Raw genomic sequence first — 17,525 nt, forward strand, 5'->3', positions numbered from 1 at the left:
AGGAGACTATGGTGAATACAAATAATGAAATTTGGGTATGGATTGAACAAAGAAACGGTAAATTAATGGAGGTTTCACTCCAGACATTAGGGAAAGGCTTGGAGTTATCTAAAGCCTTAAATGGAAAACTTTCAGCGTTATTGATAGGGGATCATGTTGAAGGGTTGGCTCCGGAAATTATAAGCTATGGCGCGGATAAGGTTTATCTGATATCGGACCCGCATCTGAAGTATTACGAAAGCCTGGCGTATACCAGAGTAATTAGCGAACTGATTACTCAGTATAAACCGGATATCATGTTATTTGGCGCAAGCAGTATAGGTATGGATCTGGCTCCTGCAATAGCTGCCAGGGTAAGAACAGGTCTAACCGCCCATTGCAGCGACTTGTATATAGAGATGATAGATAATAAACCTCAACTTGTTGCTGATATTCCCGGCTTTAGCGGAGGTATGATCATCAAGCTCACCTGGGATGAAAAGAGGCCCTGGATGGCGACAGTAAGCTCAGGAGCCGCTGAAAAACCAAATAAAGACGATTTAAGGCAAGGGGAAATTGTTAAAGTTGAATATAAAGTAAATGAGGAAGATCTTAGAATACAGACATTGGAAATGGTGGAGAAACAACCTTCCTCCCTGCCGGTTGAGGGAGCGGCGATTGTGGTTGCCGGAGGAAAAGGAATAAAAGCAAAGGAAGAAGTTAAACTTGTAAATGAATTGGCGGAACTTTTAAAGGCAGCCGTCGGAGGAACGAGACCTGCGCGTGATGCGGAATGGATATCGGCCGATAACCTAATCGGTTCCAGCGGGAAGACGATCAGTCCCAAGCTGTTCATAAGCATCGGCGCCAGCGGGGCGGCTCATTACACTTGCGGCTTTCTTAAATCAAAGTATATTTTAGCAATTGATAAAGATCCCAAAGCGCCCATATTTGATATATGCGACTTGGGAATACAGGCTGACTTAAATGAAATTGTTCCTGTTTTGACGGAAGAGTTAAAAACTATATAAAAATGTAATCCTCAGCCATACAAAAGATACACGGCATAAGCGCCTCCGATTATCAGTAATGTTTCATTTTTAGATTTGTATTACGGGTGGTCTGCCGCCTGTATGCAAGTAAACCGGACCTCAAACAGTAAAGTACATGAGGCGACAAAAAAGTACCGGCAGCAGTATTTCTCCTCGAAAAGCAATACTGACAGCCAGTACACCATAGTAAAAAATTCACGAAAATATTGTAACAAGATTGGTGTTTAAAGACAACATGAAAAATTATCATTGGCAAGCACGTGGTATAAATTGCTAAAGCTCTTGCAGCGCTTGCCGGAAACAAACATTGTCCCTTGTATATTTGAAAATTTGGCAGTTCGGTGGTCCTAAAATAAAAATACGAGGTGCTGTGAAATGGGAAGGTATGTTAACTTTGCTGAGGATACGACACATAGGCAGGCTAAATGGACCGGTTTATATGAAAAGCTAAAAAGTTTTGTCGCTAAGAATCCTGATGTTGATATTCAAGCTGACGTGATAAACATACCCAAGTCCAAGCAGCCAATATTTTATGATTTGTTTGATAGGGTCAGAGATGCCTTTGTCACCGAAGAATTTCCCGCATTGCTTAAAGAGGCTAACCTTTTGAGCATGGCTTATCTAACTATTGAGCAGGAATTAATGCAGCTGCTTGCTTTAAAGGATATTCTCATGCCCAATGATGTTAAAAGATTCCTTTACGACCCGTTGAAACAACTGAGGCGGGAAGCATTTGATCCCTTATTTGATTTGCTCAGCGGCAAGATTGAATTGCAAGGATTTATTTCAGAGATATCGGTAAATGTAAACGCATCTTACAAGCAGCTGTATACGGAAGGCTATGAAAAATGGATCCTGCTTTCTTTAATGAAGCAGTTTGAGCCGGACAAAATCTACCATGTGCCTATTAATGAACTTGGCTCAAAAGAGGTAATAAAACGTCCCGTTTTAGCGAAAGAAACACTTCCGGCGCCTGTTGAATCAGATTATTTTTGTTTTGAGGTTGGACGAAGGCAGTCGTTATTAGTCCCTGACGCCATCATTCACTCCAGCAGGCTAAATAAATATGTTTCCTTTAGAACAGAGTTTTGCAGAGGTATGTGGATTGCGAACAGCTACAGCGCCAAAAGGGAATGGTATTCCGTTGAGGCGCTCATTGGAAAATATGGTTTCGTCACAATAAGGCCGGATATATTAATCTATATCGGTGATGAATTGGAAGATGTATCCTTGGTGGCGGATGGGGAGAAAATTTGCAGACCGGATATAATTGTGGAATGCATAGAGAATATGGATGTTGACAGGTGCTTATTCAGAGAAAAATTGCAAGATATCAGTTCAAATTATACTATTTTAAACCCTATAACCGGCAGTTATTTGGCATCAGGGCAACGCATACCACAAGATGTTTATGCTGAGTCGGAGGGAAAAATCAACTTAATAGAAGTTGGCTTCGAAGAGTCAAAATTGAGATCTATAGTGAATGCAATAAAAATCTGATAATAACTGACTAAAACTCAATATGAAAAATCTTACGAAAAGGAGGAGAGCGAATGGATATTTTAGCATTAATAATATCATTTTGCGGCGGCGCGTTTGGAGCGGCGATAGGCGCTTTGGGAGCTTTTATATTTACTGGTATTACAGGGTTAATAGGTATAGCGATGGCGGCTTCCGGTGTAAGTTTTAATTTTCTCGGGGAGGTTGCTTTCGGCACATTTTTCGGACCTCATATAGCGTTTGCCGGCGGTGTGGCAGCGGCGTCATTTGCAAGGAAAATGGGGTACCTTGGTTCCGGGAAAGATATCATAAGCGCGTTGACGGGGTTGAAAAGACCAAGTGTGTTGGTTGTGGGCGGCATTTTCGGCATGATGGGATATATGTTGAATACAGGGATTGCGTTATTGCCTGTTAAACTGGATACAGTCGCATTAACTGTATTCATACTGGCAATTATTGCGAAGGTTGCCTTTGGAACTACAGGTCTCAGCGAGATATTCGGTACGGTACCGGAAGATATAAAGAATATTGGCGGCAGGTATTGCCTGAAATGTCAAAATGTATGGCTGCCATATTTTACTCTTCCCGGTGAAAAGACCATAATTGGTATTAGTGCCGGTGGAGCTTCAGCTTATCTTACCTATTTGATGCTGCAAAATGCTGAGACTGCGCCTGTAGCGGCTTTTGTGGGATTTTGCATCTCAGCGATAACACTTGTTATGTTCTACTCAGGTTTAGCGGTACCTGTGACACATCACATAACCATATGTGCCTCCTACGGGGTGGTCGCCAGCGGCGGAAGTATCTGGTGGGGGTTTGCAGCGGCGGTAGGGGCGGCTTTTGCGGCGGATTTCCTGGCAAGGACCTTTCATTGTTACGGCGACACCCATGTTGACCCTCCGGCAATGGCGATTGCTACAGTTTCATTTGTTTTAATGACAATTATTCCAAAAGCCATTTATGAAATTGATTATATAGCTGCTGCAATATTAATCCTGGTTGTTGTATATAGTTTTATCCGGCATTCGCAGGGAGCTTGCAACGCTGTTAATGTTGACGCTGTTGAGAAAGCCTAACTAAATAACTGTTATGTTTATTTAGAAAGTTCGTTATCCTCGCCAGAACTGAGATGGCCTCCTTCATCTGCTCATCTCAGTTCGGCGGGGAATTTTGTGCCTGCCTATAATTTGCGAAATATTTAGTAACTTGACATGAGGTGAGCTGAATTGAATCCTGGGAATAGTTTTACCGGGCCGAAATCTTTGGCGGTTATTGGAGCTTCAAAAACACCAGGTAAAATAGGCCATTCACTGGTGGATAATATTATAAAAAGCGGTTACAAAGGCAAGATATTTCCCATTAATCCCAAAGAAAAAGAAATACTGGGACTGAAGTGCTATAAATCTGTTAAAGAAATACCGGAGGATGTGGAGACCGCCATATTTGTCGTCCCGGCGGGCAAAGTCCTTGACGCGGCGCTGGAATGCGGTCAAAAAGGTGTAAAAAACCTGGTTGTTCTAACAGCAGGTTTCAAAGAAACAGGCCACGAAGGTATGGAATTGGAGAAAAAGTTTTTGTCTGTTTGCCGGCAGTATAACATGCGCGTGCTGGGTCCCAATTGCATTGGATTTTTAGATACCCACACTCCTGTGAACGCCACCTTTTTAAAGAAATTTCCTCCAAAAGGAGAGATTGCTTTTATCTCTCAAAGCGGGGCTATGCTGGCCGCGGTATTGGACTGGAGTATATCAGCCGGGATAGGTTACAGTAAAATTTACAGTATGGGCAACAAGGCCGACCTGAATGAAGTGGACTGTATATCTGAAGCAGCGGGAGATCCCAACACAAAAGTCATTCTTTGTTATCTTGAAGACGTGGCGGATGGTCCCCAATTTATAAAGGTTGTATCAGAAGTTACACGAAAAAAGCCGGTTATAGTTTTAAAATCAGGCGCCAGCCAGGCCGGCGCTCAGGCGGCTTCTTCCCATACCGGGGCGCTGGCGGGAAGCGACCTTGCTTACGACGTTGCCTTTAAGCGGTGCGGGGTATTAAGGGTAGACAGCATGTCCGAGCTCTTCGATTTGGCTATTCTTTTCGTTAACCAGCCAACACCCGGGGGTAACAGGGTAGCAATCGTCACCAACGCCGGCGGGCCTGGTATTATCGCCACAGATAAAATTGAAGCGCATGGTCTGTCAATGGCCCGTTTTACCAAAGAAACCATTGAAGAACTACGTCTCAACCTGCCTCCCGAAGCCGGCATTTATAATCCGGTGGACTTATTGGGTGATGCCAAGGCGGACCGTTTTAAGTTTGCCCTGGAAAAAGTTTTGCAGGATGAAAACGTTGACAGTGTAGTAGTGCTGTTATGCCCGGTAGCGGTTACCCAGCCCATTGAAACAGCACAGGCATTGATCGAATTAAATAGATCTTATCCGGCCAAACCCATGATTGCGGCGTATATGGGTGGAGAGTCGCTGGCTGATGGAACAAAGCTGCTCCATGAAAGCGGCATCCCGACTTTTGCCATGCCGGAACCCGCTATAGGGGCTCTGGCCGGAATGTCAACATACACCAGGATGAAAGAACGGGGCACAGATAAAACCAATAATGATTTCAAACCCGACCAAAAGACGGTTAAAGCGATTTTTTACGATGTGAAAAAGGACAACCGGCTGACCCTTCTTGGAAGTGAGGCTGCAGAGGTCATAGCTGCTTACGGTGTGGATGCGACCCCCATCAAATTATCGCAAAGTCCTGAAGAGGCGGCGTTAACGGCAGAAGAAATGGGCTATCCGGTAGTCCTCAAAGTAGCTTCGCCGCGAATACTTCACAAAACTGATGTGGGTGGGGTGAAAATTGGCTTAAAATCCTTCGCTGAAGTTAAAATTGCCTATGTCAATATAATGGAGAATGTACACAGATACCTACCCGAAGTAGTGCCGCATGGCATCGAAGTTCAAAAAATGGCGCCTAAAGGAGTAGAGTTGATAATAGGCGTGACCAGGGATGTGCAATTCGGTCCAATGATTGGTTTTGGCCTTGGTGGTATTTACGTTAATTTGTTGAAGGACGTTTCTTTCAGGCTGGCGCAGGGTTTGACAATTAGTGAAATAAAAGAAATGGTTGCTGAGACAAAAGCATATTCACTCATGAAGGGCTTTCGTGGCGGGAAACCGGTCGATATCGACGCCGTATGTGAGGCAATCAGGCGTCTGGCCATGTTGGCCATTGACTTCCCGGAGATCATGGATATAGATGTTAATCCAATATTTGCTTATGAGCGCGGGTTAGCTGCTCTTGATGTGAAAATTACTCTATCCTGAGGTGAAGGACATGAAAAATTTATATATTACAGGTGTGGCGGGATGTGGTAAAACAGCCATTGCCACAGGGATTGCCTTAAAGCTTAAAAAGGAAGGATACAAGGTAACCTATTTCAAACCTGTGGGAAACCGGTCAAAGTTTAACGGCAGTTTAGACAACGACGCTTTTTTCATGCGTGAAGTCCTTAATATTGATGTCGATATCAAAAAAATAGCGCCTTTTACTGCCGGCACTTCTTACCTGTCCGGGCTCAAAAACCGGGAACTGGCAATTGAAGGCATTAAAGAGGCGTACCAGGTTGTAGCTAAAGATGCTGATGTGGTGATTATTGACGGAGCTGCTTTCCATCATGTCGGGGCAGCTTACAACCTGGACGTGGTTAACCTGGCAAGCCTGTTTAAAGCCTCAATCATAAATGTCATTAAACTTGAAAATGACTTCAGCGTTGACCAGGCTATCTTTTTAAATAACTATTATGTTGCAAAAGGTTTGAAGGTAATCGGCCACATTTTCAATAATGTGCCGCGGCAGCTGTTTTCTAAAACAGAAGGCATATGCAAACCGCTCCTTGAGCAGATGGGCTGCACGACAGTTGGGATCATACCCATACGCTCTGAAATTGCCTCACCTACAGTTTCAGAATATTATGAGGCTCTGGGTGGAGAGCTGCTTACCGGCGAAGACCAGTTAGACCTTTTGGTGGAGGAAGTTATTGTGGGCGCTATGACTATGGACAGCGCTTTAAAATACATGCGCCGCTCGGCAAACAAGGCGGTTGTTATCGGCGGCGACCGGGCAGATATTGCCCTGGCTGCCCTTGAGACCAGCACCTCAGCCTTAATCCTGACTGGAGGACTTTACCCGGACGTTAAGGTGATATCTTCCGCAGCTGAGAAAGGTGTGCCGGTGATTTTGGCGCACAGGGACACTTATACTACCATTGAAAAAATTTCGGAGGTTTCCAGACGAATCCGGCCCGGTGATGCCCACGGGATCAATATTACAGTAGAAAACATTGAACAGCACTGTGATTTGCAAAGGGTATTGAAAATGCTGGGAGAGTAAGTATGCTTCTAAAGAGCTGTCATAGTGACCGTTTTTGTATAGTTACCGTAAACACCAGTAAGCAGAACAGCTCATTGAAAAGACACAAGAAGATGCCAAGGATAGGTATGCATTCTACAAAAAGCTTGCAGAAGGCTAAAACTTACTGCTAGCTTTCAAAGAAGCCAATGGAACGGAGTACACCTACGTCCTCCGTTCCTTTTTCTGTATGACTACCAAGCAATATCCCCACTCGACTAAAAATGATCTAGATTCAACTGCCTATTTAAAATATTCATACGAAGTGATACACTACTAGTGGTTCATCCAAAAGCAAGACGATTTCTCAATAACGTCTCGGGTATTAAATGGGATTATGCGCAAGAGTGGACCAATTTACCATAAAAAGTTAGTTGTAATTTGCATATAAGTAAATGAATTTAAACTTCAAGGAGGCGATAAATTGGTCAAGGCAGTGGTAATGAATGAGAAAGACAATGTAGCAACAGCATTATGCGATATCAGCGAAGGGTCCAGGCCCGTTGTTATAGGGTTTAAGTCTAAGCAAGGTATTATGGTCAAGTCCAATATCCCTTTTGGACACAAATTTGCGCTTTGTAATGTACCTGAAAATGAACACATCATTAAATATGGTGAAGTAATAGGTGTAAGCACTTCCTTTATTGAAGCCGGAGAATATGTACATGTGCACAATGTAGCGAGTTTGCGAGGCAGGGGAGACCATTAAGGGAGAAGATTTCAAAATAAGGGTTTGAACCGATGGGGGAATGTAATGATGAGCTTTTATGGATTCAAACGGCCGGATAATTCTGTAGGGATACGAAATTATCTGGGGATTATATCCTGTTCAGTATGCGCCAATGAACTTGCCGTAAGAATAGCTGGTAGTTTGAACGGCGCTGTAGCGTTCACTCATAATCAGGGTTGCTGTCAATTAAATGAAGACTTGAAGATTGTATCAAGAACTTTGGTATCATTGGCGTACAATCCCAATTTATCCGGTGTAATTTATGTCAGCTTGGGCTGTGAGAATATTGATGTCGATGATATTGTATACCTTGCCAAGCAATCCGGTAAGCCTATTGGCCTAATAAGTATATGGGCTGAAGGAGGGTTGACCTTAAGTGTATCTCAGGGCGTATTTTTAGGACAAAAAATGATTAGGGACGCTTCCAGGATAAAACGTGTGGAAACTCCGCTTTCGGGTTTGGTAATAGGTTTGAAGTGCGGCGCTTCGGATTCAACTTCAGGCCTTATAACCAATCCTTCAATAGGGATAGTTTCTGATAAAGTTATTGAACTGGGCGGCACGGCAGTTTTTGGAGAGGTATCCGAATTTATTTATGCTGAAAACTTAATATCGAAAAGAGGAGAAACTGACGATGTTTGTGAGAAAGTACGAGAACTGATAGTACAAACTAAAGATAGGATCAATAAGAATGACAGTAATTATAAAAAGGAACAAAAAGCTTTATTAAATTATAGTATTGGTTTGACAACAATCGAAGAAAGGGCTCTGGGATCTATCTCCAAGTGTGGCAATCAAAAAATAAAAAAAGTTTATCGTTATGGAGAACGTGTTACAGAAAAAGGTTTGAATCTGATAGATTTTCCCGGTAGGGAGCCTGAGGCTTTAACCGCACTGGCTGCTGCAGGTTGCCAATTGGTTTTGCTTACTACCGGTACCGGGGATCCGCATGGTTTTCCTTTCATGCCTGTCATAAAGATAACTTCAAATGAAGAAACCGCACATAGGCTGGAAGACTGTATAGACTTGGACATTTCATATGTAACAGAAGGCTTATATGACTTGACTCAGTCCAGCAATCTTATTTATCAAGAAATGATTAATGTTATGAATGGTAAAATGACAAAATCTGAAATCAATCGTTATCATTCTTTCATGGGTATTTCTACGAACGGTTTAATAGTTTGAACTTAAATCCGGTGGGTAAAAATCAAGAAACCAGTTAACAGGCAGCCGGTCCAACAGGTAAATTCGTGAATTAATTTAAGGCTATGAAAGGAAGCTTAGAAGAAGGAGATAGATAAGGATAGCGTAATATTAATAAGCATGTTCAGGGAAGGAGCGATACTTTAATGCCTAATACTGTATTGGAAATAACTGTACTTAGCGAAAATACTGTAGGTGCGCCACTGGGACTGGCCGGGGAGTGGGGCCTTGCCATGCTGGTGGAAACAGCAGGGAAGAAATTTCTTTTTGACACCGGGGAACGGGGCGCTTTGTTAGAGAATGCCGCCGCCCTTGGAGTCGGACTGAAGTCGGTTGACGCCCTGGTTATGAGCCACGGTCACTACGACCACAGTGGAGGCATGCAAGCTTTTCTACGACTGCGGGGCAGGCTGCCCGTATATGCGCATCCCGATTTTTTCACCTTTCATTATGATAATCGTGACAAGCCACGCTATATTGGAGTCCCATTCTGCAAAGAAGCGCTGACAAGTTTAGGCGCGGATTTTATTTTAACCCATGGACCCAGAGAGCTTATACCTGGTGTTTGGATCAGCGGAGAAATACCTCGAAAAACGGATTTTGAAAAAGGAGACAGTAGCCTGATTTGCCTGGACAATAATGGTAATCAAGTGCCTGACGCCTTGCATGACGACATGAGTTTGTACTGCGTTGTACCGGGAGGACTGGTGATCATCCTGGGCTGCGCTCATGCCGGTTTAGTCAATATTATAGAGCACGCCCGGGAAGTGACCGGTGTATCCAAGGTTTATGGAATTATCGGCGGCACTCATTTGGGTCCGGCGCCGGTCTCCCAGCAAGAAGCTACCATCAAATTTTTGCAAAGCCTGGAACTTCAATTCATAGCCCCCAATCATTGCACCGGGCAGCCGATGATGGCGCGGTTAGCCGGTATTTTCGGATCGCGCTTCCACTTTGCTCCCGCGGGAGCTAAATTCATCTTTTCTACTAATGACTAATCAGTATAATTTTCTTAAGCGTTGCATACCTAAGGTGTTGGGTGCAAGCTTAACAGGCGCTCATCTATGATATGAACGAGGTGTTCATAGTGCTCCATGAGTTTTCCAGAACAGAAATGCTTATCGGTACGGAAGGTTTAAATAAACTAAAACAAAGCACAGTGGCGGTATTCGGCGTCGGTGGCGTGGGGACCTTTGTTGTTGAAGGACTGGTCCGAAGTGGTGTTGGCGGGTTTGTCCTGGTGGACGACGATTGTGTCTGCCTGACTAACATCAACCGCCAGATCCATGCCACCAGAAAAACCATAGGCCGGCCCAAGGTTGAGGTAATGAAGGAAAGGATCCTGGAAATAAACCCGAAGGCCGGGGTAGAGGTTTACCAAGAACTGTATACCGCCGAAAGCGCCGATAAGCTTCTTTCTGCCGGCTACAGCTATGTGGTTGACGCTATTGATATGGTTACAGCTAAACTGGACCTCATTGAAAGATGCTTTAAAATGAACATTCCCATTATTAGCAGTATGGGAGCAGGGAATAAGCTTAATCCGACCCAGTTTGAGGCGGCCGATATCTTCGACACCAGTGTGTGTCCGCTGGCGCGGGTAATCAGACGGGAACTGAGAAAACGCGGCATTACCGCGCTGAAAGTAGTATATTCAAAAGAACCTCCCATTCTGCCTTTACAAACAGGGGGAGATTGTAGTACCGACTGTATCTGTCCAAATAAAGGCATGAACAGGTCCTGCGCCGACAGAAGAAGCATTCCCGGCAGCGTGTCTTTTGTTCCTTCGGTGGCCGGCTTAATTATTGCTTCGGAAGTAGTAAAGGATATTATTGCCGGGTAATCAAAAACTTGGACAATTTGAGGCGCTCTGTTATGCACCAATGTTGCTTCCCGGCGCCGGACTGGGGTAGCTAAAGTAACATTTGTGCGAATGAATTTGCGCCTTGGTATTTTTTGGATTCGCTCTGTGCGGACAACTGTGCAGTCATTCTTCAGAAAAGGAAGCAAAAGAACCGTCCCCCTGCTTCCGGAGGAGTCATTATGCCTTACACTTACATGCTTCAGTGTTCTGATGGAACGTTTTACACAGGTTGGACAGTCGATCTTGAGGCCAGGCTGAAAGCGCATAACAGCGCAAAAGGCGCCCGTTATACCCGAAGCAGATTACCGGTTGAATTAGTTTATTGGGAATCTCACCTGAGCCGGGGCGATGCCCAGCGGCGGGAGGCAATGATCCGAAAACTCGGTAGAAAACAAAAAGAAGAACTGGTTTTAAGAATACGGAAGGGATAAAAGAATAAATTTTGGGCTATAGGGATACCAATATCCTTGAAAATCAAGATTTCAAGGAGGTATACCGATGACAGTTTCAGCACAGGTAAAACAAACCTTAGCAAGCCTTAAAAGCGCCCAGGCCAACTTGGAGGCCTATGCTCTCCAGACGCAAAACCAGCAGGCCAAACAACTCTATACCAATGCCGCCCAGCAGACTCAAACGATTATTGACACTCTGGAACCGAGGATTGGTCAAATGGAGAGCCAGGAACCCCAGTATAAAGGCTTCTAGCCCTTAAAGCTACAGACTGAGACCGGATTAAAAAAAGATCCGGTCTCAATTTTTTGTATATTAATTTGCACTGGTATGCAAAATACGGATGGGAGGGTGTTTACTAAATGACAATCTCTGCTCAGGTAAAGCAAACTCTGGCCAGCCTTAAAGGAATAGAGGCCACACTGGAAGACTTCTCCAGAATTGAAGAAAACACTGAAGCTAAGGAAGTACTGCGCCGCAATGCGCAACGGGTCAACCAGGTTATCGGGAATTTTGAAAAGAGACTCAGCGTATTGGAATTTGAAGAACCGCAGTATAAGGGTTTTTGAGGCAGGGGACTGTTCTCTGTCTTACATATCAAAATTGAGACAGAGAACCGTCCCCTGTCTCATATAAGGAGTTTACTGTTAAATGCCGGATTGGTTGGTTTTTTTGCTGCGCTCATCAGGTTTATTTATCATTACCCTGTTCCTTGTACGCCTGATTGGGAAGAGACAGACAGCAAGGTTGACTTTTTTTGATCTGGTGACCGGCGTGACTATAGCGGCGATAGCGGCCGCCATCTCGATAAATCTTGTCGCTAATCCGGTCAACGGGCTGATCGCCCTGGCGGTTTGGACCATTTTCCCGGCCTTGATTTATGTCCTGTCGATGAAATATAAAGCAGTAAGAGATATCGTGCAGGGAAAAGAAACAATCCTGATCAACCATGGTAAAGTACTGGAAGATAAGTTGCTTGAGGCCCGCTTCACACCTGAAGACCTGTTGAGCCAGCTGCGCAGGAAAAATGCGTTTAATGTCGCCGATGTGGAGTTTGCGGTAATGGAACCCACCGGAGAGTTAAGTGTGCTGCTCAAAAAAGATAAACAGCCTGCCACCCCCAAGACTTTGGGCATGGAGGTGGGGCAGGAAAGCGTACCCCAGACGGTTATGCTGGATGGAGTGGTGATGGACGAGCCGCTTGCGGCAATGGGGCTTAACAGAGGCTGGCTGCATACGGAACTGGAGAAGGCAGGCGTGGCGCCTGAAAACGTCTTTATCGCCCAGGTTGATTCGGTGGGGCAGCTTTACCTGGATTTATTTGACGATACTCTTCAGGCGCCGAAGCCCAAAACCAAAGAACTGGTCCATGCCACTTTAAAAAAATGCCAGGCGGACTGTGAACTGTTCGCCTTGGCCGCAAAAAATCATAAGGCCAAGGACATGTACGAAAGCTCTTCCAGGATCCTGGCGGAAGCAGTCCGGGATCTGAAACCTTTATTAAAAAGATAAACACCAATCTTTTCATAACATCAGTAGTAGAAGATGCTAGTCAGCGATGCAGGTGCGGTTACAATCGGCCAACCGCGCTCGCGCCGGACTTGTGTGGCTGATGGTACATTTGTGCGAATGCATTCCGCGCCTGCATTTTTGAGATTCGCCCGTGGGCTGTAAAGTTATTTTCAAGGAAGCAAAAAAGGAAGCAAAAGAACCGTCCCCCTGCTTCCTGGAGTGGGAGAAACAAAGATGTCAAATAAAAAAAAGAAGAAGCTGACTAAAGTTCAGCAGGAGTATCAAGATTTTTCCAAGGCCAGGGAGCCGCAAAGGCCGGTTTTGCTTAATGTGGTCAGAGCTTTTTTCGTGGGAGGGTTCATATGCCTCTTGGGTCAGCTTGTTCAGGATTTTTTTATCTGGAATTTTGATTTTACTGAAAAAACAGCGGGGAACCCGGCTGTGGCGGTAATGATTATACTCTCTGTCATTCTAACAAGTCTGGGGGTCTATGATCATATCGCCCAGTGGGCGGGAGCGGGTACCGCGGTACCTGTGACCGGGTTCGCCAATTCGGTTGCTTCAGCAGCTATTGAACACCGCAGTGAAGGGTTTGTGCTCGGTGTTGGCGGGAACATGTTTAAATTAGCCGGTTCGGTAATAGTTTTCGGTGTTTTCGCTGCTTTTATAGTTGCCCTGATCAAAACGACATTAGCAATACTGGGGGGCTCCTGACATGCTGCAAGGACACCAAACGTGGGTATTTCGCAACAGGCCGGCCATTATAGCCACTGCCGCTGTGGGGGGGCCCTTTGAGGCCGAAGGTCCATTGGCAAAAGACTTTGATAAATTGCACGGCGATTTATGGCTCGGCCAGGACAGCTATGAAAAAGCCGAAAAGAAGCTGCTGGAAGAGGCCTGTTCAACCGCCATTGAAAAGGCCGGTTTGCAAAAAAGCGACGTCCAGTTCTTCTTGAGCGGCGACCTGATGAACCAGATTATATCCAGCAGTTTTACCGCCAGAACCCTGGCCGTGCCCTTTATTGGACTTTTCGGCGCCTGTTCCAGCTCAATGGAAAGCCTTGCCTTGGGTTCCCTGATTGTAGACAGCAAAGCCGGTAATTATGTTCTCTGCGGAACTTCCAGCCACAATGCGACGGCTGAAAAACAGTTCAGGTATCCTACCGAATATGGTTCCCAAAAGCCGCCCACCGCGCAGTGGACAGTGACCGGCGCCGGCGCCGCTCTGCTAGGCCGGGAGGGGCAGGGGCCAAAGGTTATGGCCGCCACCGTCGGCAGGGTGGTGGATATGGGTATCAGCGACCCCTTCAGTATGGGGAGCGCCATGGCGCCGGCGGCTGTAGACACGATTACGGCTCATTTCAGGGACCTGCGGATTTCGCCCCGGGAATATGACCTGATCGCCACGGGAGACCTGGGGAAGGTAGGGTTCAAAATCGCCGGCGATTTGCTGCAGAAACACGGTTTGGGGATCCCGGAAGATATCTTCACGGACTGCGGGATACTCATCTACAGTGAAGAGCAGCCGGTATTGGCCGGGGGAAGCGGTTGCGGCTGTTCGGCTACCGTCACTTATGGCCATATCTTAAACAGAATGAGAAAGGGCGAGTTGAAAAAAGTCTTGATCGTCGCCACGGGGGCGCTTCTATCGCCGTTGTCTTACCAGCAGAAGGAAAGCATCCCCTGCATCGCTCATGCCGTTTCAATTGAGTATATATCTTAAGGAGTGCTCTTATGGAAGTTTATTTTTGGGCTTTTGTGGTGGGCGGGCTGATCTGTGTAATAGGGCAATTGCTGCTCGATGTCGGTAAGTTCACCCCGGCCCATACCATGAGTATACTTGTAGTCTCAGGCGCTGTTTTGGGGGGGTTGGGCCTTTATGGCCCTTTGATTGATTTCGCCGGCGCCGGAGCGACTATTCCAATAGCCAGCTTCGGAAATTCTTTATTCCAGGGAGCCATGTCTGAAGCTGAGACTTCCGGAATAATCGGGATCCTTACCGGCATTTTTGAAATTACCAGCGCAGGTATATCCGCGGCCATCATTTTCGGCTTTCTGGCCGCCTTGTTTTTTAAGCCCAAGGGATAAGGAAAGGTGATACAATGAAGAGCATTTTAAGGGTTACTGCTATTGTGCTGTTACTGCTGCTGGCGACTGGCTGCGGCCTGCAGAATTCCCCTTTAAAAAAGCAACAAACAGGGCAGACAAACCAGAATGAGCAGGATATCCAGATCAATACGGAGCTTACCCGGAGGGCAAAGGAAACCGCCGGATCCATTAAAGGGGTCAAGGAGAGTACGGCTATAGCCATAAACCGGGACGTGACGGTTGCCGTAAAGGTAACCGGCTTTGACAGGTGGCGCCTCAAACCCATAAAAAATGAGGTGCACGATAAAATAAAAGAGCTGGATAAGGCTTATAACGTCCATGTGACCTCTGATAAAAAGCATTGTGTACAGCTAAAACAGATAGAAAGCCTGTTGAGCGATCCGCAAGACACAAAAATGACAGATGTCCTGAGCAAGGTCAACAAGATCATCAAAGAGATCGACAGCTGATGGAAAGAGAACCCTTCCCTGTATCATTTAGCCCAGACTCCTGACGGCTCTGGGTATAAAGGCGCTTGGTTAGGAAAAAATAAAAGAAATTTAAGAAAGGTGGGGGAGCGATTGTTTAAACATGATAAAAACCTTTTGCAGATCGTAAAAGTCGAAGGGCCAAATCCTACCTATGCCGCGATGTTAAATGAGCAGTTGGGTGGCCCGCAGGGTGAACTAAAGGCCGCCATGCAGTATATCGCCCAGAGTTTCCGGATCAAGGACCCACAGATAAAAGATCTGTTTATGGACATCGCGGCGGAAGAATTAAGCCATATGGAAATGGTTGCTACTGCAGTAAACCTCTTAAACGGTCACGATGTAAACGCTCAAGCAGTCCAGTCCGGGCATATCGAAAGCCAGGTTTTAACAGGCTTGAGCCCTTACCTCGCTAACGCGTCCGGATTTCCGTGGACGGCGGCCTATGTAAATGTCACCGGCGACCTGCCGGCAGACCTGCTTTCCAATATTGCGGCGGAACAAAGGGCAAAAGTTGTCTACGAGTATCTGCACAGGCAGATTCAGGACAGGCACGTAAGGGAAATGATTGATTTCTTACTGAACCGTGAAGAAGCCCATAACACCATGTTCCGGGAAGCTTTCACCAGAATCCAGGATACCGGTTCCAATAGAGACTGGGGTGTTGACAGCAACGCGAGACTGTATTTTAACCTTTCCACGCCCGGAGGGCAGTATTTCGATGTCTCAAATCCGCAGCATCCGTCATTCCAAAGTCCCAATCAACCCATGCAACAACATTAAAACGGTAGTAAACTATGGGGCTGATCTGACGTCAAAGCAGGTCGGCCCATTAAGTATTGACGTAATCATTCTTAACTTTAAGGATTCTTTTATTGATATGACACAATATCGATATTTGTTATTGCTGGTGATTAATTCACTACTTGCTTTTATGAATCCCAGAATGAGTGATGTATTTCAATTAACTCATTAGTCAATTAGTCAAATCCAACTAGTTAGTGGGAACCAAATTTCTAAAAGGCCTTAAGGAATCTCCGTTAAGACCGAAAAATATAGAAGATAGGAAATTCCAAGGGGAGGATTTAATGCTTAAGAAAATTGCTGCAATGGTTTTAACTCTATTTTTTCTAATGGTTTATACAATACCGTTAGCTGAGTGCTATGACGCAGGCAACCCCCAAATTATCTGGCAGGCTCAGAAATTGGGAAAGTCAACGGATTTTAATTTAGGCCCCAATGGCCTATTCTATCTGTTTTCAGGAAATAAATTGGTAGCGGTGGATGCCGGTGGTCAAAAACTTTGGGAGGCTACTGTACCTGGCGGCGCTAAAGCCGGCCGGTTGATTTTTGATCAGCATGGTTCGGTCTTTTATCCGGGCAGCGCATTCATTCAGGAAATTAAGTTAAACGGAGGCAGCGGTTGGAGTTTTGCTGTTTATCAGGGTAACAACAAAGATGACTCTCAGTTAACCTTCGGTCCCGGTAATCTTTTATACCTCCCACTGGCGTCGGGACTTTATGCTGTTGATACGGCGGGTAAATATAAATGGATGATGCATTGGGAAAGTGACGATGCGATAAGTACCCAGGCTGATAAAGGGCGAAAAACCCTGGCCTGTGCTGGAACTACCCAGGCTGTATATGTGGCTACCGGTATAGGGGGTAAGGAAAACCGGTTGGTGGCAGTGGGTGGAGATGGGGAAATCCTCTGGGGGTACTGGCTGGGGGATATAAAGGCAGTCAACCTGGCAACCGGTTCTGACGGGAGGCTTTTTGTCAATACGGGTCCCATTAAGAATGCTGATGGAACACTATGGAAGGTATGCGCCTTCGATAGCAAAAGTGACGGCAGCCCGCTCTGGAGCAATTCCGTTAAATGTAACAATATGACGGAGCCCACTGTGTCTGAACACGGTCTGCTATATTTTCGCGCTGATGATAAACTTGTTGCTTTAAACCAGGCAGACGGGACAGAAGCATGGAGTAATCTGATTTATAAAGTTGTGACAGCGCCGGCTGTTGACGAGGGCAGCAAACGGGTTTACCTCGGGACGCAGGACAACCGTCTGCTGGCTGTAAACCAGCAGGGACGCCTTGACTGGGAACTAACTCTCGACGGCAAGGTGTCATGCCGGCCACTGTTTGGCCCTGGTGGAATTATATATGTGACAACGGAAAAAGGAAGCCTGTATAAAATTCAAGACTAATTGCTGGTTAACCAAATTCATTTTTGAGATACAGCG

Annotated in this window: 19 protein-coding genes; all 19 read left to right on the forward strand. The window is 45.7% G+C overall.

Translation table 11 applies throughout. From position 1 onward, the window contains the following. The first annotated feature begins 8 nt into the window (after nt 1-8). The 19 genes from Psfp_RS05360 to Psfp_RS05450 all read left to right on the forward strand — a co-directional run bounded on the left by Psfp_RS05360 (nt 9) and on the right by Psfp_RS05450 (nt 17,489). A complete protein-coding gene (locus Psfp_RS05360; protein WP_205079474.1) occupies nt 9-1,010 on the forward strand; it encodes an electron transfer flavoprotein subunit alpha/FixB family protein in 1,002 nt (333 codons plus the stop codon). A 396-nt stretch (nt 1,011-1,406) separates the two neighbouring features. After that, nucleotides 1,407-2,531 (forward strand): hypothetical protein, encoded by a 1,125-nt coding sequence (locus Psfp_RS05365; protein WP_134217521.1) that lies wholly within the window; start codon nt 1,407-1,409, stop codon nt 2,529-2,531. Nucleotides 2,532-2,584: 53 nt separating this feature from the next. Continuing rightward, complete coding sequence (locus tag Psfp_RS05370) at nt 2,585-3,607, forward strand: hypothetical protein (protein ID WP_134217522.1); 1,023 nt, start codon at nt 2,585-2,587, stop codon at nt 3,605-3,607. Between the two features lie 150 nt (nt 3,608-3,757). After that, a complete protein-coding gene (gene acs, locus Psfp_RS05375; RefSeq protein WP_134217523.1) occupies nt 3,758-5,857 on the forward strand; it encodes an acetate--CoA ligase alpha subunit in 2,100 nt (699 codons plus the stop codon). A 10-nt stretch (nt 5,858-5,867) separates the two neighbouring features. Further along, nucleotides 5,868-6,923, forward strand: a complete 1,056-nt coding sequence (locus Psfp_RS05380) for a phosphotransacetylase family protein (RefSeq protein ID WP_134217524.1) — start codon at nt 5,868-5,870, stop codon at nt 6,921-6,923. A 442-nt stretch (nt 6,924-7,365) separates the two neighbouring features. After that, a complete protein-coding gene (locus Psfp_RS05385; protein WP_134217525.1) occupies nt 7,366-7,650 on the forward strand; it encodes a UxaA family hydrolase in 285 nt (94 codons plus the stop codon). Between the two features lie 45 nt (nt 7,651-7,695). Continuing rightward, entirely contained in the window at nt 7,696-8,859 is a 1,164-nt protein-coding gene (locus Psfp_RS05390) for a UxaA family hydrolase (protein WP_134217526.1), read from the forward strand. A gap of 164 nt (nt 8,860-9,023) precedes the next feature. Next, nucleotides 9,024-9,875 (forward strand): MBL fold metallo-hydrolase, encoded by an 852-nt coding sequence (locus tag Psfp_RS05395; RefSeq protein WP_134217527.1) that lies wholly within the window; start codon nt 9,024-9,026, stop codon nt 9,873-9,875. An 89-nt stretch (nt 9,876-9,964) separates the two neighbouring features. After that, nucleotides 9,965-10,720: a tRNA threonylcarbamoyladenosine dehydratase gene (locus tag Psfp_RS05400; RefSeq protein ID WP_134217528.1), complete on the forward strand. Its 756-nt coding sequence runs from the start codon at nt 9,965-9,967 to the stop codon at nt 10,718-10,720. A gap of 200 nt (nt 10,721-10,920) precedes the next feature. Then, a complete protein-coding gene (locus tag Psfp_RS05405; RefSeq protein ID WP_134217529.1) occupies nt 10,921-11,172 on the forward strand; it encodes a GIY-YIG nuclease family protein in 252 nt (83 codons plus the stop codon). A gap of 67 nt (nt 11,173-11,239) precedes the next feature. After that, nucleotides 11,240-11,446, forward strand: coding sequence for a DUF1657 domain-containing protein (locus Psfp_RS05410; RefSeq protein ID WP_134217530.1), 207 nt, complete (start codon nt 11,240-11,242; stop codon nt 11,444-11,446). A gap of 107 nt (nt 11,447-11,553) precedes the next feature. After that, nucleotides 11,554-11,760, forward strand: a complete 207-nt coding sequence (locus tag Psfp_RS05415) for a DUF1657 domain-containing protein (protein WP_134217531.1) — start codon at nt 11,554-11,556, stop codon at nt 11,758-11,760. Between the two features lie 82 nt (nt 11,761-11,842). Next, complete coding sequence (locus Psfp_RS05420) at nt 11,843-12,703, forward strand: DUF421 domain-containing protein (protein WP_134217532.1); 861 nt, start codon at nt 11,843-11,845, stop codon at nt 12,701-12,703. Nucleotides 12,704-12,937: 234 nt separating this feature from the next. Beyond that, the gene (gene spoVAC / locus Psfp_RS05425) at nt 12,938-13,417 is read left to right on the forward strand and encodes a stage V sporulation protein AC (protein WP_134217533.1); all 480 of its coding nucleotides are present in this window, start codon (nt 12,938-12,940) and stop codon (nt 13,415-13,417) included. A 1-nt stretch (nt 13,418) separates the two neighbouring features. Then, on the forward strand, nt 13,419-14,426 hold the full coding sequence (spoVAD, locus tag Psfp_RS05430) for a stage V sporulation protein AD (RefSeq protein ID WP_134217534.1): 1,008 nt from the start codon (nt 13,419-13,421) through the stop codon (nt 14,424-14,426). An 11-nt stretch (nt 14,427-14,437) separates the two neighbouring features. Next, complete coding sequence (gene spoVAE, locus Psfp_RS05435; protein ID WP_134217535.1) at nt 14,438-14,791, forward strand: stage V sporulation protein AE; 354 nt, start codon at nt 14,438-14,440, stop codon at nt 14,789-14,791. A gap of 14 nt (nt 14,792-14,805) precedes the next feature. After that, nucleotides 14,806-15,261: a YhcN/YlaJ family sporulation lipoprotein gene (locus Psfp_RS05440; protein WP_134217536.1), complete on the forward strand. Its 456-nt coding sequence runs from the start codon at nt 14,806-14,808 to the stop codon at nt 15,259-15,261. A gap of 111 nt (nt 15,262-15,372) precedes the next feature. Beyond that, nucleotides 15,373-16,062, forward strand: coding sequence for a manganese catalase family protein (locus Psfp_RS05445; protein WP_134217537.1), 690 nt, complete (start codon nt 15,373-15,375; stop codon nt 16,060-16,062). Nucleotides 16,063-16,367: 305 nt separating this feature from the next. Continuing rightward, nucleotides 16,368-17,489, forward strand: coding sequence for a PQQ-binding-like beta-propeller repeat protein (locus Psfp_RS05450; protein WP_134217538.1), 1,122 nt, complete (start codon nt 16,368-16,370; stop codon nt 17,487-17,489). Nucleotides 17,490-17,525 lie beyond the last annotated feature (36 nt).

Origin of the sequence: Pelotomaculum sp. FP (genome assembly GCF_004369245.1) — a bacterium.
GTDB lineage: Bacteria > Bacillota > Desulfotomaculia > Desulfotomaculales > Pelotomaculaceae > Pelotomaculum_C > Pelotomaculum_C schinkii.